Raw genomic sequence first — 17,169 nt, 5'->3', positions numbered from 1 at the left:
TCCCCGTCGATACCAGCCCGGCGGCCACCGGCGCGGGTGGGCTCACCCCTGGGGGCGAGTCGCCCATCCGGCCAGACGAGGCGCGGCTGATCGAGGCGGCGCGGCGCAAGATGATCATCACGCCCATCCTCAAGGGCGAGATCGCGGGCCGCACGGCGATCGAGCGGCACGCGAAGAGCCACGGCACGACGGCTGCCACTCTCTATCGATGGGTCAAGGCGTACCGCCAGGGCGGTGACAAGGCGCTGGTGGAGAAGCCTCGCGCAGACCGTGGGCAGGCGCGGGTGATCATCGCCGAGGCGTGGGAGACCTTCATGCGCGGGGCGATGGTGCCGGAGGACAAGCTGCTGGAAATTGCCGCCGAGATGGCGCGCGCGGTGCGCGGGCTGTGGGCGCAGCAGGGCAAGAATGGCTGGCGGCAGGTGGCGCTCTTGGCGCAGCCGGTGCTAATCAGGCTGACGGTGGAGGCCACCGGCTGCGCGGAGACGGTGGCCAAGCGGGTGTGCCGGCTGCCGCGCCGGTTCGTCGATGGCGAGCGGCGCTACAGCCTGGTGGCGCTCAAAGACCGCGACGCCAAGGGGTTCTACGACCGCACGCCCGCGGTGATGCGCACGCGCGCGGCGCTCAAGCCTGGCGACTGCGTGTTCGGCGACGTCTCTCCCGCCGACATCCCGGTGCTGCGGCCCGATGGCGAGATCGCCTGGGCGCGGCTGATCGCCTGGATGGATGCGGCGACCAACATGATCCACATCACCGGCCATCTGCCGGGCAAGGGCGGCGGCGTGCGGCGCGACCATGTGGCGCTCTCATTCACCGCCATATGCCAGAGCGCGCCGTTTGGCATGCCCAGGCGTCTGTATCTGGACAACGGGTCGGAATTCTCGTGGACGACGATGCTCGATGCCTGGGCGGAACTCACCCGGCTGACCGGCGGGGCGTTCGGCGGCACGTGGGATGCGCACATGGCCGCCGAGCACTACGGCATCGTCACGCGCTCGATCCCCTTCAAGCCGCGCGCCAAGCTCATCGAGGGCGCTTTCGGCAACCTCCTGCACTTCATGGGCTGGCACCCGGCGTTTTCAGGGTCGGACCGGATGCGCAAGAAGGTGGCGACGCTCGGTAAGGGTGTGACAGCGGTGCCGGTTGAAGACTTGAAGGGCTTTCTCGCCCAGGCGGTGGCGGCCTACAACGCCACGCCGCAGAGCGGGCACCTGGACGGCAAGAGCCCGGCGGAGAAGATGGGCGAGTTCCTGGCGGATGGCTTCGTGCCCTACCAAGTGGACGCGGAGGCGCTTGGGTTCGCGTTCGGCGAGACGCACGAGGTGCGCTGCCGCATGGGGCAGGTGCGGGTGGGCGGCTGGACGTATTACAGCAAGGACTTGATCGCTTTCGACGGCGAGAAGGTGGTCGTGCGCTGGCCGCGCCACGCGCCGGATGCGGCGTATGTGTGGGCTGGCGGGCGCGTGCATGTTGCGCTGGCGATGCCGGTGTTCGCCTGGGGCGACCCGGAGGGCGCGAAGTTCGCCGCCAAGCTCGCCAGCGAGGCGCGGCAGGTGGTGGAGGTGATGCGCGGGCAGGTGGCCTGGCTCGACCCGCGCGAGCTCATGGACGAGTTCGCGCGGCTCGGCGGCGTGGCCGAGGTGGTCGAGGAGGCGAGCCGCCGGGCGGCGAAGGTGCAGCTCACCGCAGATGCGCAGCAGATGGTGGCGGCGCGGCAGGCGCAGCTCGAGGCGGCGCTCGCGCGGGCGCTGCCCAGGAACCCGGACCTCGTGGCCAACCGCCACGGGGTGGTGGACGAGGAGGCGGATGAGGTCCGCCTGTGGCTGGAAAACGACGAAAGGAGAATGGCATGAGCAAAGAGGGCAACGTGCACGCATTGCATGAGACGAATGCGGCCAAGCGGCGCGAGACGAAGTACATGAAGGAGGCGCTGCTGACGGCGCGGCGGGTGATGGCGGCCGATCACCCCATCGGCGAGATCGTGGGCAGCCCCGGCACGGGCAAGACCACGGCGACCAAGGAGATCGCCGCCAGACTGGGTGGGGTGCGCATCGCCTGCTGGGGCGGGATCACCCGGCATCAGCTGCTGCGCGAAGCGGCGGCGGCGCTGGGCATCGAAGGCCACGGCGCGGCGGACAGGATGCTGGCCGAGCGGCGCGAGGCCGACCCCGAGACGCGGCGGCTCCTGGTGGTGGACGAGGCCAACAAGCTCAACTGGCGCGGGCTGGAGGCGCTGCGCTACCTGGCCGACGAGTGCAACGTGGGCGTGCTGCTGGTGGGCACGGAACTCTACGAGCGGCAGTTCGCAAGCCCCAAAAGCCGCGACTACCTGGTGCAGCTGGGCAGCCGCATCGGCGCCAAGCGATGCCGCATGGGGCTGCTCGACCGCGCCGAGACGTACGCGCACGTGCTGCGGCCCATCGTGGGCGAGTGCCAGGACAAGGAGGTGATCACGCGCTTCTGGATCGGCGCGCGCAAGGGCGTGTGGCGCGACGCGCTGGAGATCGCGCAGGAGTGCCGCTCGATCATGGATGCGCAGGGGGTGACGGCGCTGACCATGCCGGTGCTCGATGCGGCGCTGGCCTGGAGCGCGAACCGGCATGCGGTGGAGGCGTGATGCATGGCGCTGCGGCTGGCGGACATCCAGGCCGTGCTTGGTTGCGCCAAGAGCACGGCGAGCGAGCTGCGCGGCGGCAGCTACCGCGGCGCGCAGGAGCTCAAGACGAGATACGAAGCGCTGGTGGCGATCGTCGAGCAGGAGAGGCGCGCCGCGGCGCTGGATGCCGACGCGATCTGCAGCGCCTGCCCGCGCGAGGACTGCGCGGGCTGCCGCATCGCGGAGCTGATTTGACAGAGGGCATGCCGCCTGGCCGGGCGGAGTGACAGGAGTACATCATGGCAAAAGTGGCAACGAAAGAGCAAGACACGGCAAAGATGGCCAAGGCTGGCCTGCCCGCCGGCGAAAAGCTGCTGCGCGATGGCGGCGAGATCGTGCCGCTGGCAGCGGCGGACATCCGGCTGGTGATGCAGGGCTGGGACATCAAAAAGCGCATCGACGAGCTGGATGCGCAGCTCAAGGCGATCCACGCGCAGCTCATCGAGGCGCACGGCGCGGGCGCGAGCCTCATCGTGCACGGGGTGTGCCGTGCGTCCATCGCCGAGCGCGAGGCGGTCAAGATTAAGGACGCCGAGCGGCTGCGCGCGGTGCTGGGCGAGCGCTTTGCCGATCTGGTAAAGACCGAGATCGCCTACAAGCCGGAGGCGCGGCTCATCGAGATGGCCTGCGACGGCGACGAGCCGCTGAAGCCTGCCATCGGCGCATGCCTGACGGTGGGCAAGTCGGCTGCCGTGACGTGGAGGGCGGAGAAATGATGACCGATGACTTGATCGACCGCATCGCGACCGGGATGTCTACAAAGACTGACGCAGATGTGGTGGTGCTCGCCATGGCGCGGCTGGCGCGGTATGAGCAGGCGCTGCACGACATCGCTATGCACGGTCGTGCGGAGCACGCCATCAAGGCGTACGAAGCCATTGCCGGGCGCTATCTCTGGCAGGACATGGCCGCGGCGTGACCCAGCCCATGCCCATCGCGCGCGTGGGCATGCACGGGGTCATCTTGCAGGAGACGATATGGATGCACGACGCAGAACGCTCATGGCCCAGGCGCACATGGCGGCAAAGCAGGCCGGGTGCGCGGATGAGGACGACCGTCGCGCCGTCCAGCAGATGGTGACCGGCAAGGAAAGCTGCCGCGACATGACGGTGGCCGAGCTGGTCAGGCTCATCGACCACTGGGGGCGAATGGGTGCGCAGGTGCGCGCCGCCGCGCCGGCGTGCGCCGAGGCGCCGGGGATGGTGACGCGCTGGCAGCTCGCCACCATCGAGCGGCTGGCCTGGGAGATGGGCTGGGACGCGGGGCTGTCGGATGCGCGGCTGGCCGCCTTTCTGCGCCGCACGGCGCGTGTAGATCGGGCGGCCTGGCTTACCAAGGAGGCGGCCTCTAGCGTGATCAGCGGGCTGATGCGCTGGAAGCGCCAGCGCGCCAAGAAGGGGGCGGCGGCATGATGCTGGGGCGCTGCCCGGTGTGCCACAGCCACCTGAGCCTGGAGGCCATCGTCCAGGATGACGCCGCGCGCGAGCTGCTCGGCGTGCTGTCCGCACTGGATGCGACGCTCTCGCGCGCGCTGGTGGGGTATCTTGGTCTGTGGCGGCCTGCGAAGCAGGATCTGCGCTGGGATCGCGCGCTCAGGCTCGCGCGCGAGGCGCTGGCGCTGTCGGACGATGCCGCGCGGCTGGCCTTGGCGCTCTCAGAGACCACGGAGGCCATCCGCGCCAAGGGGGGCGCGACCCCCATCAAGAGCCACGGATATCTCAAGCGCGTGCTCGAAGGCGCGCCGCAGGCGGCGGGCGCGGTGATGGTGGCGCAGCCCGCGCCGCATGCATCGCAGCGGGTGGATCGCATCAAGGCCCCTTCGGCCACCGTGGACGGCGTGATGCGGCTGGAGGCGCTCAAGCGCCGCGCGCGCGGGGAGGTGGGCCATGAGTGATGCCGCGCCGGGCTGGCTGGTGGCCGAGGTGGCCGAGGGCATCCAGCGGCTGCTGGTGCTCAGGCTCGACGGCTGCCCGCCTGCGGATGCGGTGGAGGCAGTGGCGCTGGCCTGGGCGGACGCGCTGATCGTGCGCGGCGTGGCCTGGGACGAGGCGCTCGATGCGCCGCGCCTGCGCGAAGCGTTCCGGCGGCTGGCCGCGCACTGCACGCGCTGGCCTGCCCCGGCTGCGATCTGGGAGCACATGCCCGCGCGGCCAGAGCAGGCGAAGCTGCCGCCGCCGAAAGTGAGCGATGAGGACAGAAAGAGGGCACTGCGCATGCTGGCCGAGCTGCGCGATAAGCTGAGGATCACGACATGAAAGCTGCCAGGCTGGAAACGTCAGCCCGCTTGCAGCGGGTGCTGGACTATCTCTCCGACGGGCGCGAGCACACCACGCTCGACATCGTGGTCGGCGCATCGGTGTGCGCGGTGAACTCCTGCATCGCCGAGCTGCGCGCCAACGGATTCGACATCGCCTGCCGCCGCGAGGGCGATGTGTGGCTGTACCGGCTCATCGAGCGGGAGACGGCCTGATGGCGCTGGCCGACACGCGCTTTCTGGAGCAGCTCATCGGACGCGAGGCGCTGGAGACGCTCATCCAGACCTGCGGCGGGCTGTCGGTCGCCATCCCCAAGCGCCTGCCGCTCTCAGGCCCGCTCGTGGACCTGCCGCAGCCCGCGCAGGAGGCGCTGGTGCGCTACGTGGGCGGCACGGAGCTTTACATCCCCAAGTGCGACGGCGCGCGGCGCGAGGCTGTGCGCGCGTGCATCCGCGCCGAGTACGATGCGGGCGCAAGCGTCAAGGCGCTGGCCCGGCGCTACGGCTACACCGAGCGGCACATCTACAACATCCTCGGGCGGCTGCCCGAGCCAGATCTCAACGGCACGCTGTTCTGACCCACCCCTGAACGCGTTCGGCCTGCCGCGCCGCTCGCGCGCGCGGCACCATCCTGGGCATGAAACGCACGCCCGCCATCCTGATCACCGTCTCCGCCCTCACCGTGTCCGGCATCGCCGTGCACGAGGGGTATCGGTCGCGCGCGTATGACGACGGCGCGGGCGTGCAGACGGTGGGCTTTGGCTCCACCGCCCACCCGGACGGCAGGCCCGTAAAGCCGGGCGATACCGTCACGCCCGAGCGCGCCGTGGTGATGCTCGCGCGCGATGCCGACCGCATCTGGCGCGAGGCCGCCGCATGCATCGGCGAGGTGCCGCTCTCGCCCGGCGAGGCGACGGCGTTCCAGTCGCTGGCCTACAACATCGGGTCGGCGGCGTTTTGCCGCTCCACGCTGGTCAAGAAGCTCAAGCAGACCCCGCCGGACTACGCCGGGGCCTGCCGCGAAATCCTGCGCTGGACGCGCGCAGGCGGCGTCGAACTCGCCGGGCTCAAGAAGCGCCGCGAGGCCGAGTACCGGCAGTGCATCGGGGAGGCGGCGCAGTGATCCCGCTCACCACGCCATGGCCCGCCATCGCCGCCGCGCTCGTCTGCGTGGGCGCTGGTTTTGCCAGTGGCTACGCGCTCAATGGCAGGCTCAACGAGGGCCGCATCGCCCGCGCAGAGGCCGCCACCGCCCAGTGCCGTGCCGAAGCCGCCGAGTCTCAGCGCCGCGCCGCCGAAGAGGCCGCCGCGCGCCTGGCTGCCGCTCAGGATGCGGAACGCCGGGCCGTGCACGCATTGCATGCGACACAGGCGCGCCTTGCCGCCACCGAAAAACGCCTCAAGGAGAGTCTTTATGCGCTACCGACTGCCCAGTCTTGCGGCCTGTCTGGCGCTGCTCGCGGGCTGCTCAACGCCCGGCTCGGCGCCGCCGGTGCCGGCGACCTGCCCGCGCGTGCCGCCGGGCCTGCTCCAGCCGCTGCCGAGTCTGCCGCCGATCCCGGCGAGCCAGTCCGCGAAGCCGACCTCGGAGCCTGGATCGCCGAAGCCATCGGCGCCTACGACGACTGCCGCGCCCGCATCGACGCCATCCGCCACTGGGACGAGGTGACGCATGGAAGGTGACGTGCTGATCGGCGCGGGCAACTGGCCTGCCATGCTGGCCGTCGGCGGGACGCTGATGGCCAGCATCTTCGCCCTGCTCAAGTGGTTCGCCGGCCGGCTGCTCTCCGACATCGAGATCCGGCTCACCCGCATCGACGATCTGGAGAGCCGCTTCGAGCGGCTGATGGCCGAGCTGCCGCTGCACTACCAGCGGCGCGAGGACGCCATCCGCGAATTCACCGCCATCAACACCAAGCTCGACCGCCTCTACGAGCTGCTCGCCAGGAGATCATCCCATGACTGAACGCCGCATCGATGCCGCCATCGACATGGCCCGCGCCGAGCGCGAAGCGCTGCGCTGGCTGATGCTCACCGCGCTGTGGCACGCGCGTCCCTACGGCACGCGCGAAGATGTCCTGCTGTCGTGCGCGCACGAGATCCCGATCTACGCCACCGCCGACCTCATCCGGCGCGAGCTCGGCTGGCTGGAATCCCACGGGCTCGCCGCCATCGTGCGCGATGCCTCGCCCATCTGGTCGGCGAAGCTCACCGCGCTCGGCGAGGACGTGTACGAGTACCGCGCCGACGCGCCAGCGGGCCTGGCGCGCCCGCCGAGGTGGTGAGCATGGCGCGCCGCAGCAAAGTGGACACCCTGCCGCCCGCGCTCAAGGCCGAGCTGGAGCGCCTCTTGGCCGACCGCACGCACGGCGGCTATGAGGCGCTGGCTGCGTGGCTGAAAGAGCAGGGCTACGAGATCGGCAAGAGCAGCCTGCACCGCTACGACCAGCGGGTGCAGGCGGTGATGCTGCGCATCAAGGCAAGCACCGAGGCGGCGCGGCTGATCGCGCAGGCATCGCCGGACGAGGCCGACGAGCACTCCGCCGCCGTGCTGCGCATGGTGCAGTCGGCACTGTTCGACGCCATGAGCCGGGTGACCGAGGCGGCCGACATCGCCGACCCGGCCGAGCAGGTCAAGGTCTTGAGCCAGGCCGCCCGTGCGATCGCCGAGGCCAGTCGCGCCAGCATCGGGCAAAAGCGGTGGGCGGACGAGGTGCGGGCGAAGATCGACGAGGTGGAGCGCGTCGCACGCAATGCGGGCAAGGCGCTCGATGCCGAGACGCTCAAGGCCATCCGGGAGGGGTTGTATGGCGGTTAATGGGCTGCGGATTTACCGGCGTTTCGACCCGGTGGCCGGTTTCGGCATCTACTGGTGGGACGGGCTGTGCATCCATCTGTGGCGAACGGTCGTGGTGATCGAGTTGTCATGACCGCCCCCATCCTCTACCCCTACCAGCGCCGCTACCTGGCTGATGCCAGCCGCTGGAAGGCGGCGATGTGGAGCCGCCAGACGGGCAAGACCTTCACCACCACGCTGGAGGCGGTGCTCGACTGCCTCGATGCCGAGGCCGATGGGCGGATTTCCCGCTGGACGATTCTGTCGATTTCGCGCGACCGGGCGCTGGACGCCATGAACAACGGCGTCAAGCTGCACTGCCGGGCCATCGGCGCGGCCTTCGAGGAGCTGACCGACACCAGCCTGGGGCTCGATGAGCAGGCGGCGATGGTGCGCTTTCCCGGCGGCTCCTACGTGCGCGCGATCGCCGCGCGGCCCGAGACGGCGCGCGGCATGAGCGACAACCTCATCCTCGACGAGTTCGCCCACCACAAGGACAACCGCGCGCTGTGGCGGGCGCTGGTGCCGGTGGTCTCCAAGCCCGGCTTGAAGATTCGCGTCATCTCCACCCCGAACGGGGTGGGCGACATGTTCCACGAGATCGTGACCGCCGAGGACGGGCCCCCACGCTTGGGTGCGGAGCACCCTGCGCTGCCCCCCAAGGGGGCCGCGCCAGAGCTTGGGGCGGCCCGGCGCTCTGGCGACGGCCTGTGGAGCCGCCACGTGGTCACGATCCACGACGCGGTGATGGATGGCCTGCCGCGCGACATCGCCGAGTTGCGACGCGCCGCGCGCGACCCGGACACCTGGGCGCAGGAGTTCGAGTGCGTGTTTCTCGACCGCGCCGGGCGGGAGTGGCTGAGTTACGAGGAGATCCTTGCCGCGCTGGAAGCCCCGCCGCTGCCGCCCTACGACGGGCGGCCGGTCTATGTTGGGATGGACATTGCTGCGCGCGGCGACCTCTCGGTGATCGCCGTGCTCGAGGACGTGGGCGCGGGCGTGCTGGCGCTACGCGAGATGCAGGTGATGCGCGGGGAGAGCTTCGCCGCGCAGCTGGCCCGGCTGGATGCGGTGTTCCGCAGCTATCGCGTGGCCCGCTGCGCCATCGACCAGACCGGCATGGGCGAGATGCCGGTGCAGGAAGCGCAGCGGCGGCATGGGCAATACCGGGTGTCGGGCGTGCTGTTCAACGCCTCGAACAAGCTGGAGATGGCCGTGGCGCTCAAGGATCGGTTGCAGGCGCGGCGGCTGCTCATGCATCACGTGCATGGCGATGCGCGTGATGCATTGATCGACGACCTGCGCGCCGTGCGCATGGAGCCGGGCGCGGGCGGCGTGCCGAAGCTCCTGGCCGACCGCGACGGCGCGGGCCACGCCGACCGCTTCTGGGCGCTGGCGCTGGCCTGCGCCGCCGCCGGCGAGGGTGTGCCGGTGTATGGATACGAGTCTGTCGCGCGCCGCGGCTTCGCGCCGCGCCGGGACGACATTGACGGGCGCGGGCGCGCCCAGGAGTGGGCAGGATGGTGACGCCGAAGAAGCAAGACCTTACGACCGAAATCGCGCGCCCCGCGCAGACGGGGCTGCGCAGCGTCTGGCAGTGGCGGCCGCTGGCCTCGATGACCCCGGCGATGGTGGCCGACGTGCTGCGCCGGGCCGCCATGGGCGACGCGCACGACTTCCTGCTCGCGGCGGACGACATCGCCGAAAAAGACCTGCACTACCGCGCGGTGCTGCAAACGCGCACGCTGGCGGTAGCCGGGCTGCCCATCGACATCCAGCCCTGGGACGACTCGCCCGCGGCGCAAAAGGCCGCCGAGCTGGTGACGGACGCCGTGCGCGAAAGCGACCTGTCCGTGCTCATCACGCATCTCATGGACGCGGTGGCCAAGGGGTATGCCGTGGCCGAGATCGTGTGGGAGACATCCGGCGATGTGTGGTACCCGAAGCAGATCCTCCGTCGCGAGGCGCACTGGTTCACGTGGGATCGCGACACCGGGCGGCTGCTGCGGCTGGTCGATGGCAGCATGGAGGGCGCGGAGATTCCCGCGTATCGCATGATCGTGCACGCCCCGCCGGTGGCATCCGGCATTCCGCTGCTGGGCGGGGTGGCGCGAAGCGCGCTGTGGGCCTGGGTGTTCAAGAGCTACGCCATGCGCGACTGGGCGCGGTTTGCCGAGCTGTTCGGCCAGCCCATCCGGGTGGGCAAATACCACCAGGGCGCCAGCCCCGAGGACGTGGCCGTGCTCAAGCAGGCGGCGTTCTCGCTCGGCAGTGATGCCGCGGCGGTGATCCCGCAGGAGATGGCGCTCGAGCTCATCGAATCCGGCAGCAAGTCGGCATCCGCCGATCTGTACCACCAGCTGATCGATTACCTCGACCGGCAGGTGAGCAAGGCCGTGCTGGGGCAGACCATGACCACCGACGACGGCGCGAGCCTGTCGCAAGCGCGGGTGCACAACGACATTCGCCGCGAGCTGCTGGAGGCCGATGCGCGGGCGATGGCCGCCACGCTCACGCGCGATCTCATCGCGCCCATCGTGCGGCTGAACCTTGGAGACGCCGCGCCGCTGCCGGTGCTCAAGCTGCTGGTCGAAGACCCGAACGACCTCACCGCCCTGGCCGACCACGTGGTCAAGCTCACCGGCGCGGGCATGCCCATCCCGCAGTGGTGGGTGCGCGAGAAGTTCGGCATCCCGGAAGTCAAGGATGGCGAGCCGGTGCTGAATCCGGCGCCATCCGGCCCAACCGGGCCCAACCCGGCTGGCGAACCACTGGCGAACCGAATGGCGAACCGCGCCGAAACTTCCGGTTCGCCAATGGCCGCTACGCCGGATGTAGCTCCCGCCGTGCACGCATTGCATGCGACGCGCTGCGGCTGCGCGGCCCATGCGCAGGCAGCGGCGGACGCCTTCGAAGCGCTGGCAGACGAGGCCGCCGGAGACTGGCAGGCGCAGCTCGCACCGGCGGCGGACGCGGTGCAGACCCTGCTGGATGAGGCCGCCGCGCGCGGCGCGACCGCTGCCGAAATCCTGGACATCATCGCCGCGCACATGCCCGACATCCATATCGACGCGCTGGCCGAGCGGCTGGCACGCGCTCAGTTCGCCGCGCGGCTGGCAGGCGTGCACGGCAGGGAGGCGGGCTGATGGACGAGGCCGACATCGCCGCCGAGTGCCTGGAGCGCGAGATGGAGCGCCTCTTGCGGCTGCGCCGCGCCGCCGGTCCGGCGCCCGACGGCGCATGCCTGTGGTGCGGCGAGCCTGTGGCCGCGCATCTGCGCTGGTGCTCGGTGGACTGCCGCGACGACTGGGAGCGCGAGCATGCCCGTGCGAATCGCCGCTGATCCGGGCGACGCGCCGCTACAGGCGGCGGCCAGCCCGCAGGAGTTCGCCCGCGCCTTTGCCATGCCGCCCGAGGAGGCGGTGCGCTACATGGCCGCGCGCGACGCGGTGCGCGTCAGCTACGACTGGCACGCGCTCTGGCACGATGAGCACGCCCGCGCCTTCACCGTGAGCCGCCTGGCGCGTGCCGACCTGCTGCAAGGGCTCTACGAGATGCTCGCGCGCTCGGTGGCGGGCGATCTGTCGCGGCGCGACTGGATGCGCGATGCCCGCGCGCTGCTCGCCGACGCCGGATGGTGGGGCGAAAAGCAGGTCATCGGCCCGGATGGCGAGGCGCGCACCACCCGCTTCAACCCGGCGCGGCTCAAGCTCATCTACGACGTCAACAGCCGCATGGCGCACGCGGCGGGGCGCTGGGAGCGCATCCAGGCGGCCAAGGCGAGCCACCCGTTCCTGCGCTACGTCACCATGCACGACGAGCGCGTGCGCCAGTCGCACCGCGCCTGGGATGGCGTCACCCTGCCGGTGGACGATCCGTGGTGGCAGACCCACTACCCGCCCAATGGGTGGCGCTGCCGCTGCCGGGCCGTCTCCATGCGCGCTTCCGAGGTCGAGGCGCGGCGCGATGCGCTCAAGACCACGCCGCCCGCCGAGCCGGAAGTGGACTGGAAGAACCCGAAGACCGGCGAGGTCAGGCGCGTGCCCTGGGCCATCGATCCCGGCTTCGGCTACAACGTGGGCGAGGCGGCGGCGCGCTGGCGGGGGGTGATCGATGCCGCGCGCGACAAGGTGGCAGGCTATGCCGCTTCAATCGGCGCGCGGCTGGGCGACGACCTGGCAGCGCTCGTCGAGCGCGACTGGGCGGGCTGGATCGGCGACGCGCTGGCGCGGCGCGAGCGCAACCGGCTCGGCTGGCTGGGCGTGATCTCAGCGCGCGATCTGGCGCACCTGCGAGCTGCCGGCATCGCGCCGCAGACTGCGGAGGTGATGGTAAGGCCCGGCCTGGTGCGCGGCCCCAAGGCCGACCGGCACGAAGATGCGGGCAACGCCATCGCCGCAGACGCATGGCGCGCGCTGCCTGCGCTGTGGCGAAAGCCCGTGGCGTTGCTGCTCGACCTCAAGAGCGGCAAGCCGCTGTGGCTGCTGCCTGGCGCGGATGGCCGCGCGCCGCAGCTGGCGGTGGAGGTGGATTTCGTGGACAAGAAAAGCCGGCGCGGCGTGACCAATGCCGTCAAGTCGGCCTACCTCCAGGACATGGCCATCGTCAGGCGGCGCGTGGCCGCCGGCGAGGTTCGTGTGCTGTGGGGGGCGCTGGAATGAAAGGCGGCGACGCGGGGCGGGAATCGAACCCGCACATTCTCTGCTGGCGCAGTCCCGTTACCTGTCAGGGCGCACCGCGTCGCCGTGCGTCAAGTGTAGCTCAACTACGCCCGCGCATCGAAGCGCGCGGCGTCATTGGCAAGGAGACGCCATGATCAACATCACCATCGACGACCGCGAGCTGCGCGCCGCTCTCGCGCGCCTGGCCCGCCGGGTGGAAGACACGGAGCCTGCGATGCGCTCGATTGCCGCGGAGCTGGAGACGCGCATATCCGACCGCTTCGACGCCCAGCGCGACCCGGCGGGCCAGGCCTGGGCGAGGCTTTCGGCCAAGACGCTGGCGCGCAAGAAGGGGCGCGGGCGCATCCTCTACCACAGCGGCGACCTGCTGGACTCGCTCACCAGCCGCGCCAGCCGCGGCGAGGCCGTGGTGGGCTTCGGCAAGCCCTACGCCGCCTTCCACGAATACGGCACGCAGAAGATGCCGCGCCGCGGCCTGCTCATGGCCGACCCGCAGGCGCGCGCGCTGGGCGACGCCGACCGCACCGCCATCATCGACATCCTCTCGCGCTGGATCGAAGGCCGACCGCTCTGAACCGCCCGCAAACCCGCAAGGCCGTTTTAAGGCCCGTAGATCGATTTTTTGGGGCGGGTGGCTATCTACCCCTTGCCACGTAAAAACAGGGGCCTTTCGAACCGATTCGAACCCCTTGCCGGGCCTGTCCGGATGCCGTCCGCCGACGCCGCCCGCGCCCCCCTGAAAAAACCCGCCGCCGCCCGGCCCGGCTGAACCGTTTCGCGCTGCCGCGCATGCCTCGCCGCCCGGATCATGGCGGCATGACCTACGGCCATCCACTCCTCGATGCCATGCACGCCGCCGCACACGGCGCGCGCGTCTGGCACGCCGTCTCCCTGCCGCTCCTCCAGCCAGGGGCCGATGCGCCCCCTTCGCCGCCGGAATGGGTGATGCTCATTCCGGCGGGCACTTTTTCCGGGCGGGACGGGAGGGGACCCTACACACTGGATATCGAGGCGGTGCTGGCCGCCTTCGAGCAGGGCGGCATCGACCTGCCCATCGACTACGACCACCAGACGCTGGAGGCAGACGGGAAGAGCGGGCCGGTGCCCGCCGCCGGGTGGATCAAGGAACTGCAGGCGCGCGAGGGCGCGCTGTGGGGGCGGGTGGAGTGGACGCCGCGCGCCGCCGGGCTGATCGCCGACAAGGAATACCGCTACCTCTCCCCGGTCTTTCGCCACGACAAGCAGGGCCGCGTGCTGTCGATCGAAGGCGCGGGCCTCACGCATTACCCGAATCTCGACCTTACCCCTGTCGCACACCAGAAAGGAGACCCCATGCCGGAAGACCTGTTCGAGCGGCTGGTCATGATGCTCAACTTGCCTGCGACCACCACGCCCGATGAGCTGGTGGCCGAGTTGCAGAAGGCCATCGACCAGCTCGCCACCCTCAAGACCGAGGCGCAGAGCCGCCAGCCCGACCCCGCCGAGTGGGTGCCGATGAGCCAGCACAAGGCCGTGGCCGACGAGCTGGCCAAGCTCCAGACCCAGATCGCGCAGGAGAAGGCCGAGGCCGCCGTGCGGGCGGCCATGAGCGCGGGCAAGCTCGCCCCGGCGATGAAGGACTGGGCGCTGTCCTACGCCAGCAAAGACCCGGAAGGCTTCGCGCACTGGTGTGAGAAGGCCCCGGCGATCCTGCCGCCGGAAGGCGACAAGAGCGCGCACCGCGTCGCGCCGAATGCGGACACGCTGACCGAGGAGGACCGCATCGCCTGCGCGCTTCTAGGCATGAGCGAGGCGGAGTTCGCCGCGCACAAGAAAACCCTCATCAAGGAGTAACCCGACATGGCCATCATCACCCCCGCACTCATCACCTCGCTGCGCACCGGCTTCTCGAAAGCCTTCCAGGACGCGCTCATCGCCACCCCCACCGACTGGGAGAAGGTCGCCACCCGCGTGCCGTCCTCCAACGCCAGTAACACCTACGGCTGGCTCAACCAGTTCCCCAAGCTGCGCGAATGGGTGGGCGACCGCGTGGTCAAGGACATGGCCGCGCAGGGCTACCAGATCACCAACAAGCTGTTCGAGGCGACCGTCGGTGTCAAACGCACCGACATCGAGGACGACAACGTGGGCATCTACGCCCCGCTGTTCTCCGAGATGGGGCGCGCAGCCAAGGCGCACGGCGACGAGCTGGTGTTCGGCCTCTTGGCCGCTGGCGAATCGACCCTGTGCTACGACGGCCAGAACTTCTTTGACACCGACCACCCGGTCTACCCCAACGTGGACGGCACCGGCACGGCGACCACCGTCGCCAACCTGCAAGCAGGCGCGGGTGCGCCCTGGTATCTGCTCGACACCAGCCGGGCCTTGAAGCCGCTCATCTTCCAGGAGCGCACCACGCCGGAGCTGGAGGCCATGACCGCCACCAACGACGAAGGCGTGTTCGTGCGCGACGAGTACCGCTACGGCATCCGCTACCGCTGCAGCGCCGGTTTCGGCTTCTGGCAGATGGCCTTCAAGTCCAATGCCACGCTGGACGCGGCGAACTTCAACTCGGCGATGGCGGCGATGCAGTCGATCAAGGCCGACGGCGGCCGCCCGCTCGGCGTCAAGCCCACGGTGCTGGTGGTGCCGCCGAGCTTGCGGGCAGCCGCCATCGAGATCGTCAAGAACGAGCGGCTGGCCAGCGGCGCGTCGAACCCGAACTTCGGCGCGGTCGATCTGATCGTATCGCCCTTGGTGGCCTGATAGGAGCGCGTGATGGCGACCAAGGCCGACAAACCAGCAAAGGCCGATGGCGGCATGGTGCGCCTGATGGTGCGCACCGCCGCCAGCCACGGCAGCTATCCGCGCTTCCGCGCCGGGCTTGGCCCCTTCACCCGCGAGCCGCAGGTGGTGGAAGTCCAACCCTGGCAGGCCGCGGACCTCAAGGCAGATCCGGCGCTGGCCGTAGCCGAGGTTGGGTAGGAGTAAGGCATGGCCTACGCGACGGCGGCTGAACTGGCGACGCGCTACGGCGAGGATGAGCTGATCCAGCTCACCGACCGCGCAGGCAGCGGCGTGATGGACACGGCCGTCGTCCAGCGCGCGCTCGACGACGCCGAGGCCGAGATCGACGGCTATCTGGCCAGCCGCTACCTGCTGCCGCTGCCGACCGTGCCGGCGCTCTTGGCCCGCATTGCGTGCGACATCGCGCGCTACCGGCTGTGGGAAGACCGCGCGTCCGACGAGGTGCGCGCACGCTACGAGGACGCCCGCCGCCTGCTGGAGAACCTCTCCAGCGGCCGGGTGAGCCTGGGGCTGCCCGCCGGCCTGCCGCAGGAACAGCAGCCCGCGCAAAGCCTTGCCGCCGCCAAATCCGGCCCGGCGCCGGTGTTCGGCCCTGATCAGATGGGTGGCTACTGATGCTGGACGCCGAAAGCCACATCCGCGCGCGCCTGGCGGACATCACAGGCGTCGCCGGGGTGCATGGTCTGGCCGACTTCGGGCAGGACGGCATCGCCGGCCGCCGCCTGCCGGCCCTCTTCGTCGGCGCGGACGGATACCGCGTGCTCGATGCGTCGAGCGCGCGCTGCCGCGTGGCGGTGCGCTGGCTGGTGGTGGTGGCGGTGTCCAACGCCGCGCGGGTGCGCGAGGGCGATGCGGCGCGCGCCGATGCATCGGCCATCGTGCGCGAAGCCTTCGCGCGGCTCCTGGGCTGGCAGCCCACGCCCGCCTGGCAGCCCATGCAGCCTGTTTCCGCCCCGCGCCCGGACTACGCCGCCGGCACGCTGCTGTGGCCGCTGGCCTTCGAGACCGTCGAGATCATCGAGAGAACGCCATGAAAATCGAACTGCTGAAACCTCACACCCACGCCCAAATGAAGATGCTGCCCGGCGACACCCTCGACCTGCCGGACGATGCCGCGCGCTGGCTGATCGACGCCGGCGTGGCGCGCGAAGCCGATGCAGCGCCACCCGCGCCGAAATCCGACAAACCCAACCGCAAGGAGTAAGACATGGCCATCGACACTAAATATTTCAGCTTCCAGGGCATCGTCTCCCTGGGCTCTGCCGGCAGCAACGCGCTGGAGGAATACGAGGTCGGCAACTGCCCGTCGCTCACCGTCGATCTGGCGGTGGAGACCATCGAGCACACCGAATCGTGGTCCGGCCAGCGCATGACCGATGTGCGGCTCATCAAGGCCAAGAAGGCCAGCATCAAGATGACGCTGGAATCTTTCAGCCTGGACAACCTGGCGCTGGGCTTCTACGGCCAGACCGCCAGCCGCGCCGCCGGCACCGTCACCGACGAGAGCCTGGGCACGGTGGCGGCCGGCATGGTGTATCCACTGGCCAACCCGGTTGGCGTGTCGAGCGTGGTGGTCAGGGACGGCACCAGCGCGACAGTGCCGGCCACGCAATACGAGCTGGATGCCACCTTCGGCGCGATCAAGGTGCTCGACACCACCGGCACCACGATGCCGTGGAAGGTGGACTACGCCTACGGCGCGGCGAAGAACGTGGGCATGTTCCTGGTCAATCCGCCCGCGCGGCGGCTGCGCCTGCGCGGGGTGAACACGGCGCAGTCCAACGCGCCGGTGCTGGTTGAACTCCACAAGGTGCAGTTCGACCCGATCAAGAACCTGGCGCTGATCCAGGACGATCTGGGCAAGCTGGAGTTCGAGGGCTCGGTGCTGGCCGATCCGACCAAGGCCAACGATCCCATGCTCGGCATGTTCGGTCGCGTGATGATGGCGGGGTAA

28 protein-coding genes and 1 tRNA gene are annotated in these 17,169 nt (G+C 70.1%); 28 read left to right on the top strand and 1 reads right to left on the bottom strand.

Annotated elements, in window-relative coordinates; translation table 11 throughout:
- The first annotated feature begins 110 nt into the window (after nucleotides 1-110).
- The 20 genes from EL388_RS13610 to EL388_RS13525 are packed head-to-tail and all read left to right on the top strand — an operon-like array spanning nucleotide 111 to nucleotide 12,407.
- Nucleotides 111-1,853, top strand: a complete 1,743-nt coding sequence (locus EL388_RS13610) for a Mu transposase C-terminal domain-containing protein (protein WP_126463917.1) — start codon at nucleotides 111-113, stop codon at nucleotides 1,851-1,853.
- A 23-nt stretch (nucleotides 1,854-1,876) separates the two neighbouring features.
- The gene (locus EL388_RS13605; RefSeq protein WP_197721797.1) at nucleotides 1,877-2,617 is read left to right on the top strand and encodes an AAA family ATPase; all 741 of its coding nucleotides are present in this window, start codon (nucleotides 1,877-1,879) and stop codon (nucleotides 2,615-2,617) included.
- Nucleotides 2,618-2,620: 3 nt separating this feature from the next.
- On the top strand, nucleotides 2,621-2,851 hold the full coding sequence (locus tag EL388_RS13600; RefSeq protein ID WP_197721796.1) for a hypothetical protein: 231 nt from the start codon (nucleotides 2,621-2,623) through the stop codon (nucleotides 2,849-2,851).
- 44 nt (nucleotides 2,852-2,895) lie between these two features.
- Nucleotides 2,896-3,372: a hypothetical protein gene (locus EL388_RS13595; RefSeq protein ID WP_126463916.1), complete on the top strand. Its 477-nt coding sequence runs from the start codon at nucleotides 2,896-2,898 to the stop codon at nucleotides 3,370-3,372.
- Nucleotides 3,369-3,575, top strand: coding sequence for a hypothetical protein (locus EL388_RS14015; RefSeq protein WP_165919188.1), 207 nt, complete (start codon nucleotides 3,369-3,371; stop codon nucleotides 3,573-3,575). Before EL388_RS13595 ends, EL388_RS14015 begins: the two co-directional genes overlap by 4 nt.
- 58 nt (nucleotides 3,576-3,633) lie before the next feature.
- Entirely contained in the window at nucleotides 3,634-4,068 is a 435-nt protein-coding gene (locus EL388_RS13590) for a regulatory protein GemA (protein ID WP_165919187.1), read from the top strand.
- Entirely contained in the window at nucleotides 4,065-4,550 is a 486-nt protein-coding gene (locus EL388_RS13585) for a hypothetical protein (protein WP_126463914.1), read from the top strand. The genes EL388_RS13590 and EL388_RS13585 overlap by 4 nt, the downstream gene beginning before the upstream one ends.
- Entirely contained in the window at nucleotides 4,543-4,911 is a 369-nt protein-coding gene (locus tag EL388_RS13580) for a hypothetical protein (protein WP_126463913.1), read from the top strand. Before EL388_RS13585 ends, EL388_RS13580 begins: the two co-directional genes overlap by 8 nt.
- The gene (locus EL388_RS13575) at nucleotides 4,908-5,126 is read left to right on the top strand and encodes a hypothetical protein (RefSeq protein WP_126463912.1); all 219 of its coding nucleotides are present in this window, start codon (nucleotides 4,908-4,910) and stop codon (nucleotides 5,124-5,126) included. Before EL388_RS13580 ends, EL388_RS13575 begins: the two co-directional genes overlap by 4 nt.
- Nucleotides 5,126-5,488 (top strand): Mor transcription activator family protein, encoded by a 363-nt coding sequence (locus tag EL388_RS13570; protein WP_126463911.1) that lies wholly within the window; start codon nucleotides 5,126-5,128, stop codon nucleotides 5,486-5,488. Before EL388_RS13575 ends, EL388_RS13570 begins: the two co-directional genes overlap by 1 nt.
- Before the next feature lie 59 nt (nucleotides 5,489-5,547).
- Nucleotides 5,548-6,033, top strand: a complete 486-nt coding sequence (locus EL388_RS13565) for a lysozyme (protein WP_126463910.1) — start codon at nucleotides 5,548-5,550, stop codon at nucleotides 6,031-6,033.
- Nucleotides 6,030-6,593, top strand: a complete 564-nt coding sequence (locus EL388_RS13560; RefSeq protein WP_197721795.1) for a hypothetical protein — start codon at nucleotides 6,030-6,032, stop codon at nucleotides 6,591-6,593. The genes EL388_RS13565 and EL388_RS13560 overlap by 4 nt, the downstream gene beginning before the upstream one ends.
- Entirely contained in the window at nucleotides 6,583-6,876 is a 294-nt protein-coding gene (locus tag EL388_RS13555) for a hypothetical protein (protein WP_197721794.1), read from the top strand. The genes EL388_RS13560 and EL388_RS13555 overlap by 11 nt, the downstream gene beginning before the upstream one ends.
- On the top strand, nucleotides 6,869-7,195 hold the full coding sequence (locus EL388_RS13550) for a cytoplasmic protein (protein WP_126463909.1): 327 nt from the start codon (nucleotides 6,869-6,871) through the stop codon (nucleotides 7,193-7,195). Before EL388_RS13555 ends, EL388_RS13550 begins: the two co-directional genes overlap by 8 nt.
- Before the next feature lie 2 nt (nucleotides 7,196-7,197).
- Complete coding sequence (locus tag EL388_RS13545) at nucleotides 7,198-7,728, top strand: DUF3486 family protein (RefSeq protein ID WP_126463908.1); 531 nt, start codon at nucleotides 7,198-7,200, stop codon at nucleotides 7,726-7,728.
- Nucleotides 7,718-7,840, top strand: coding sequence for a hypothetical protein (locus tag EL388_RS14380; RefSeq protein ID WP_269470950.1), 123 nt, complete (start codon nucleotides 7,718-7,720; stop codon nucleotides 7,838-7,840). The genes EL388_RS13545 and EL388_RS14380 overlap by 11 nt, the downstream gene beginning before the upstream one ends.
- Nucleotides 7,837-9,273 (top strand): phage terminase large subunit family protein, encoded by a 1,437-nt coding sequence (locus EL388_RS13540; RefSeq protein WP_126463907.1) that lies wholly within the window; start codon nucleotides 7,837-7,839, stop codon nucleotides 9,271-9,273. Before EL388_RS14380 ends, EL388_RS13540 begins: the two co-directional genes overlap by 4 nt.
- Nucleotides 9,267-10,892 carry a DUF935 domain-containing protein gene (locus EL388_RS13535; protein WP_126463906.1) on the top strand — a complete coding sequence of 542 codons (1,626 nt, stop codon included), beginning with the start codon at nucleotides 9,267-9,269 and terminating at the stop codon, nucleotides 10,890-10,892. The genes EL388_RS13540 and EL388_RS13535 overlap by 7 nt, the downstream gene beginning before the upstream one ends.
- Nucleotides 10,892-11,089, top strand: coding sequence for a hypothetical protein (locus EL388_RS13530; RefSeq protein WP_126463905.1), 198 nt, complete (start codon nucleotides 10,892-10,894; stop codon nucleotides 11,087-11,089). The genes EL388_RS13535 and EL388_RS13530 overlap by 1 nt, the downstream gene beginning before the upstream one ends.
- A complete protein-coding gene (locus EL388_RS13525) occupies nucleotides 11,067-12,407 on the top strand; it encodes a phage head morphogenesis protein (protein WP_126463904.1) in 1,341 nt (446 codons plus the stop codon). The genes EL388_RS13530 and EL388_RS13525 overlap by 23 nt, the downstream gene beginning before the upstream one ends.
- Nucleotides 12,408-12,414: 7 nt before the next feature.
- Here EL388_RS13525 and EL388_RS14010 read toward each other — a convergent pair.
- Nucleotides 12,415-12,488 (bottom strand) — tRNA-Cys (locus tag EL388_RS14010).
- 70 nt (nucleotides 12,489-12,558) lie between these two features.
- Here EL388_RS14010 and EL388_RS13520 point away from each other — a divergent pair.
- The 8 genes from EL388_RS13520 (at nucleotide 12,559) to EL388_RS13490 (ending at nucleotide 17,169) form a co-directional block, all read left to right on the top strand.
- Nucleotides 12,559-13,002: a phage virion morphogenesis protein gene (locus EL388_RS13520; RefSeq protein WP_126463903.1), complete on the top strand. Its 444-nt coding sequence runs from the start codon at nucleotides 12,559-12,561 to the stop codon at nucleotides 13,000-13,002.
- Between the two features lie 242 nt (nucleotides 13,003-13,244).
- Nucleotides 13,245-14,261 (top strand): phage protease, encoded by a 1,017-nt coding sequence (locus tag EL388_RS13515; RefSeq protein ID WP_172599408.1) that lies wholly within the window; start codon nucleotides 13,245-13,247, stop codon nucleotides 14,259-14,261.
- A 6-nt stretch (nucleotides 14,262-14,267) separates the two neighbouring features.
- Nucleotides 14,268-15,173 (top strand): Mu-like prophage major head subunit gpT family protein, encoded by a 906-nt coding sequence (locus EL388_RS13510; protein ID WP_126463901.1) that lies wholly within the window; start codon nucleotides 14,268-14,270, stop codon nucleotides 15,171-15,173.
- A 12-nt stretch (nucleotides 15,174-15,185) separates the two neighbouring features.
- On the top strand, nucleotides 15,186-15,392 hold the full coding sequence (locus tag EL388_RS13505) for a hypothetical protein (protein ID WP_126463900.1): 207 nt from the start codon (nucleotides 15,186-15,188) through the stop codon (nucleotides 15,390-15,392).
- Between the two features lie 9 nt (nucleotides 15,393-15,401).
- On the top strand, nucleotides 15,402-15,830 hold the full coding sequence (locus tag EL388_RS13500; protein ID WP_126463899.1) for a gp436 family protein: 429 nt from the start codon (nucleotides 15,402-15,404) through the stop codon (nucleotides 15,828-15,830).
- Nucleotides 15,830-16,249: a phage tail terminator protein gene (locus EL388_RS13495; RefSeq protein ID WP_126463898.1), complete on the top strand. Its 420-nt coding sequence runs from the start codon at nucleotides 15,830-15,832 to the stop codon at nucleotides 16,247-16,249. The genes EL388_RS13500 and EL388_RS13495 overlap by 1 nt, the downstream gene beginning before the upstream one ends.
- Nucleotides 16,246-16,419, top strand: coding sequence for a DUF7210 family protein (locus EL388_RS14005; RefSeq protein ID WP_165919185.1), 174 nt, complete (start codon nucleotides 16,246-16,248; stop codon nucleotides 16,417-16,419). Before EL388_RS13495 ends, EL388_RS14005 begins: the two co-directional genes overlap by 4 nt.
- Nucleotides 16,420-16,422: 3 nt before the next feature.
- Nucleotides 16,423-17,169: a phage tail tube protein gene (locus tag EL388_RS13490; RefSeq protein WP_126463897.1), complete on the top strand. Its 747-nt coding sequence runs from the start codon at nucleotides 16,423-16,425 to the stop codon at nucleotides 17,167-17,169.

Source organism: Sulfuritortus calidifontis, assembly GCF_003967275.1.
GTDB lineage: Bacteria > Pseudomonadota > Gammaproteobacteria > Burkholderiales > Thiobacillaceae > Sulfuritortus > Sulfuritortus calidifontis.
This window is presented reverse-complemented; position numbering and strand designations above follow the sequence as displayed.

Bases quoted from the DNA above. Each gene is read 5' to 3' on its own strand.
- EL388_RS13610 (WP_126463917.1), top strand. From the start codon at position 111: ATGATCATCACGCCCATCCTCAAGGGCGAGATCGCGGGCCGCACGGCG.
- EL388_RS13600 (WP_197721796.1), top strand. From the start codon at position 2,621: ATGGCGCTGCGGCTGGCGGACATCCAGGCCGTGCTTGGTTGCGCCAAG.
- EL388_RS13595 (WP_126463916.1), top strand. From the start codon at position 2,896: ATGGCAAAAGTGGCAACGAAAGAGCAAGACACGGCAAAGATGGCCAAG.
- EL388_RS14015 (WP_165919188.1), top strand. From the start codon at position 3,369: ATGATGACCGATGACTTGATCGACCGCATCGCGACCGGGATGTCTACA.
- EL388_RS13590 (WP_165919187.1), top strand. From the start codon at position 3,634: ATGGATGCACGACGCAGAACGCTCATGGCCCAGGCGCACATGGCGGCA.
- EL388_RS13585 (WP_126463914.1), top strand. From the start codon at position 4,065: ATGATGCTGGGGCGCTGCCCGGTGTGCCACAGCCACCTGAGCCTGGAG.
- EL388_RS13580 (WP_126463913.1), top strand. From the start codon at position 4,543: ATGAGTGATGCCGCGCCGGGCTGGCTGGTGGCCGAGGTGGCCGAGGGC.
- EL388_RS13575 (WP_126463912.1), top strand. From the start codon at position 4,908: ATGAAAGCTGCCAGGCTGGAAACGTCAGCCCGCTTGCAGCGGGTGCTG.
- EL388_RS13570 (WP_126463911.1), top strand. From the start codon at position 5,126: ATGGCGCTGGCCGACACGCGCTTTCTGGAGCAGCTCATCGGACGCGAG.
- EL388_RS13565 (WP_126463910.1), top strand. From the start codon at position 5,548: ATGAAACGCACGCCCGCCATCCTGATCACCGTCTCCGCCCTCACCGTG.
- EL388_RS13555 (WP_197721794.1), top strand. From the start codon at position 6,583: ATGGAAGGTGACGTGCTGATCGGCGCGGGCAACTGGCCTGCCATGCTG.
- EL388_RS13550 (WP_126463909.1), top strand. From the start codon at position 6,869: ATGACTGAACGCCGCATCGATGCCGCCATCGACATGGCCCGCGCCGAG.
- EL388_RS13545 (WP_126463908.1), top strand. From the start codon at position 7,198: ATGGCGCGCCGCAGCAAAGTGGACACCCTGCCGCCCGCGCTCAAGGCC.
- EL388_RS14380 (WP_269470950.1), top strand. From the start codon at position 7,718: ATGGCGGTTAATGGGCTGCGGATTTACCGGCGTTTCGACCCGGTGGCC.
- EL388_RS13540 (WP_126463907.1), top strand. From the start codon at position 7,837: ATGACCGCCCCCATCCTCTACCCCTACCAGCGCCGCTACCTGGCTGAT.
- EL388_RS13535 (WP_126463906.1), top strand. From the start codon at position 9,267: ATGGTGACGCCGAAGAAGCAAGACCTTACGACCGAAATCGCGCGCCCC.
- EL388_RS13530 (WP_126463905.1), top strand. From the start codon at position 10,892: ATGGACGAGGCCGACATCGCCGCCGAGTGCCTGGAGCGCGAGATGGAG.
- EL388_RS13525 (WP_126463904.1), top strand. From the start codon at position 11,067: ATGCCCGTGCGAATCGCCGCTGATCCGGGCGACGCGCCGCTACAGGCG.
- EL388_RS13520 (WP_126463903.1), top strand. From the start codon at position 12,559: ATGATCAACATCACCATCGACGACCGCGAGCTGCGCGCCGCTCTCGCG.
- EL388_RS13515 (WP_172599408.1), top strand. From the start codon at position 13,245: ATGACCTACGGCCATCCACTCCTCGATGCCATGCACGCCGCCGCACAC.
- EL388_RS13510 (WP_126463901.1), top strand. From the start codon at position 14,268: ATGGCCATCATCACCCCCGCACTCATCACCTCGCTGCGCACCGGCTTC.
- EL388_RS13505 (WP_126463900.1), top strand. From the start codon at position 15,186: ATGGCGACCAAGGCCGACAAACCAGCAAAGGCCGATGGCGGCATGGTG.
- EL388_RS13500 (WP_126463899.1), top strand. From the start codon at position 15,402: ATGGCCTACGCGACGGCGGCTGAACTGGCGACGCGCTACGGCGAGGAT.
- EL388_RS13495 (WP_126463898.1), top strand. From the start codon at position 15,830: ATGCTGGACGCCGAAAGCCACATCCGCGCGCGCCTGGCGGACATCACA.
- EL388_RS14005 (WP_165919185.1), top strand. From the start codon at position 16,246: ATGAAAATCGAACTGCTGAAACCTCACACCCACGCCCAAATGAAGATG.
- EL388_RS13490 (WP_126463897.1), top strand. From the start codon at position 16,423: ATGGCCATCGACACTAAATATTTCAGCTTCCAGGGCATCGTCTCCCTG.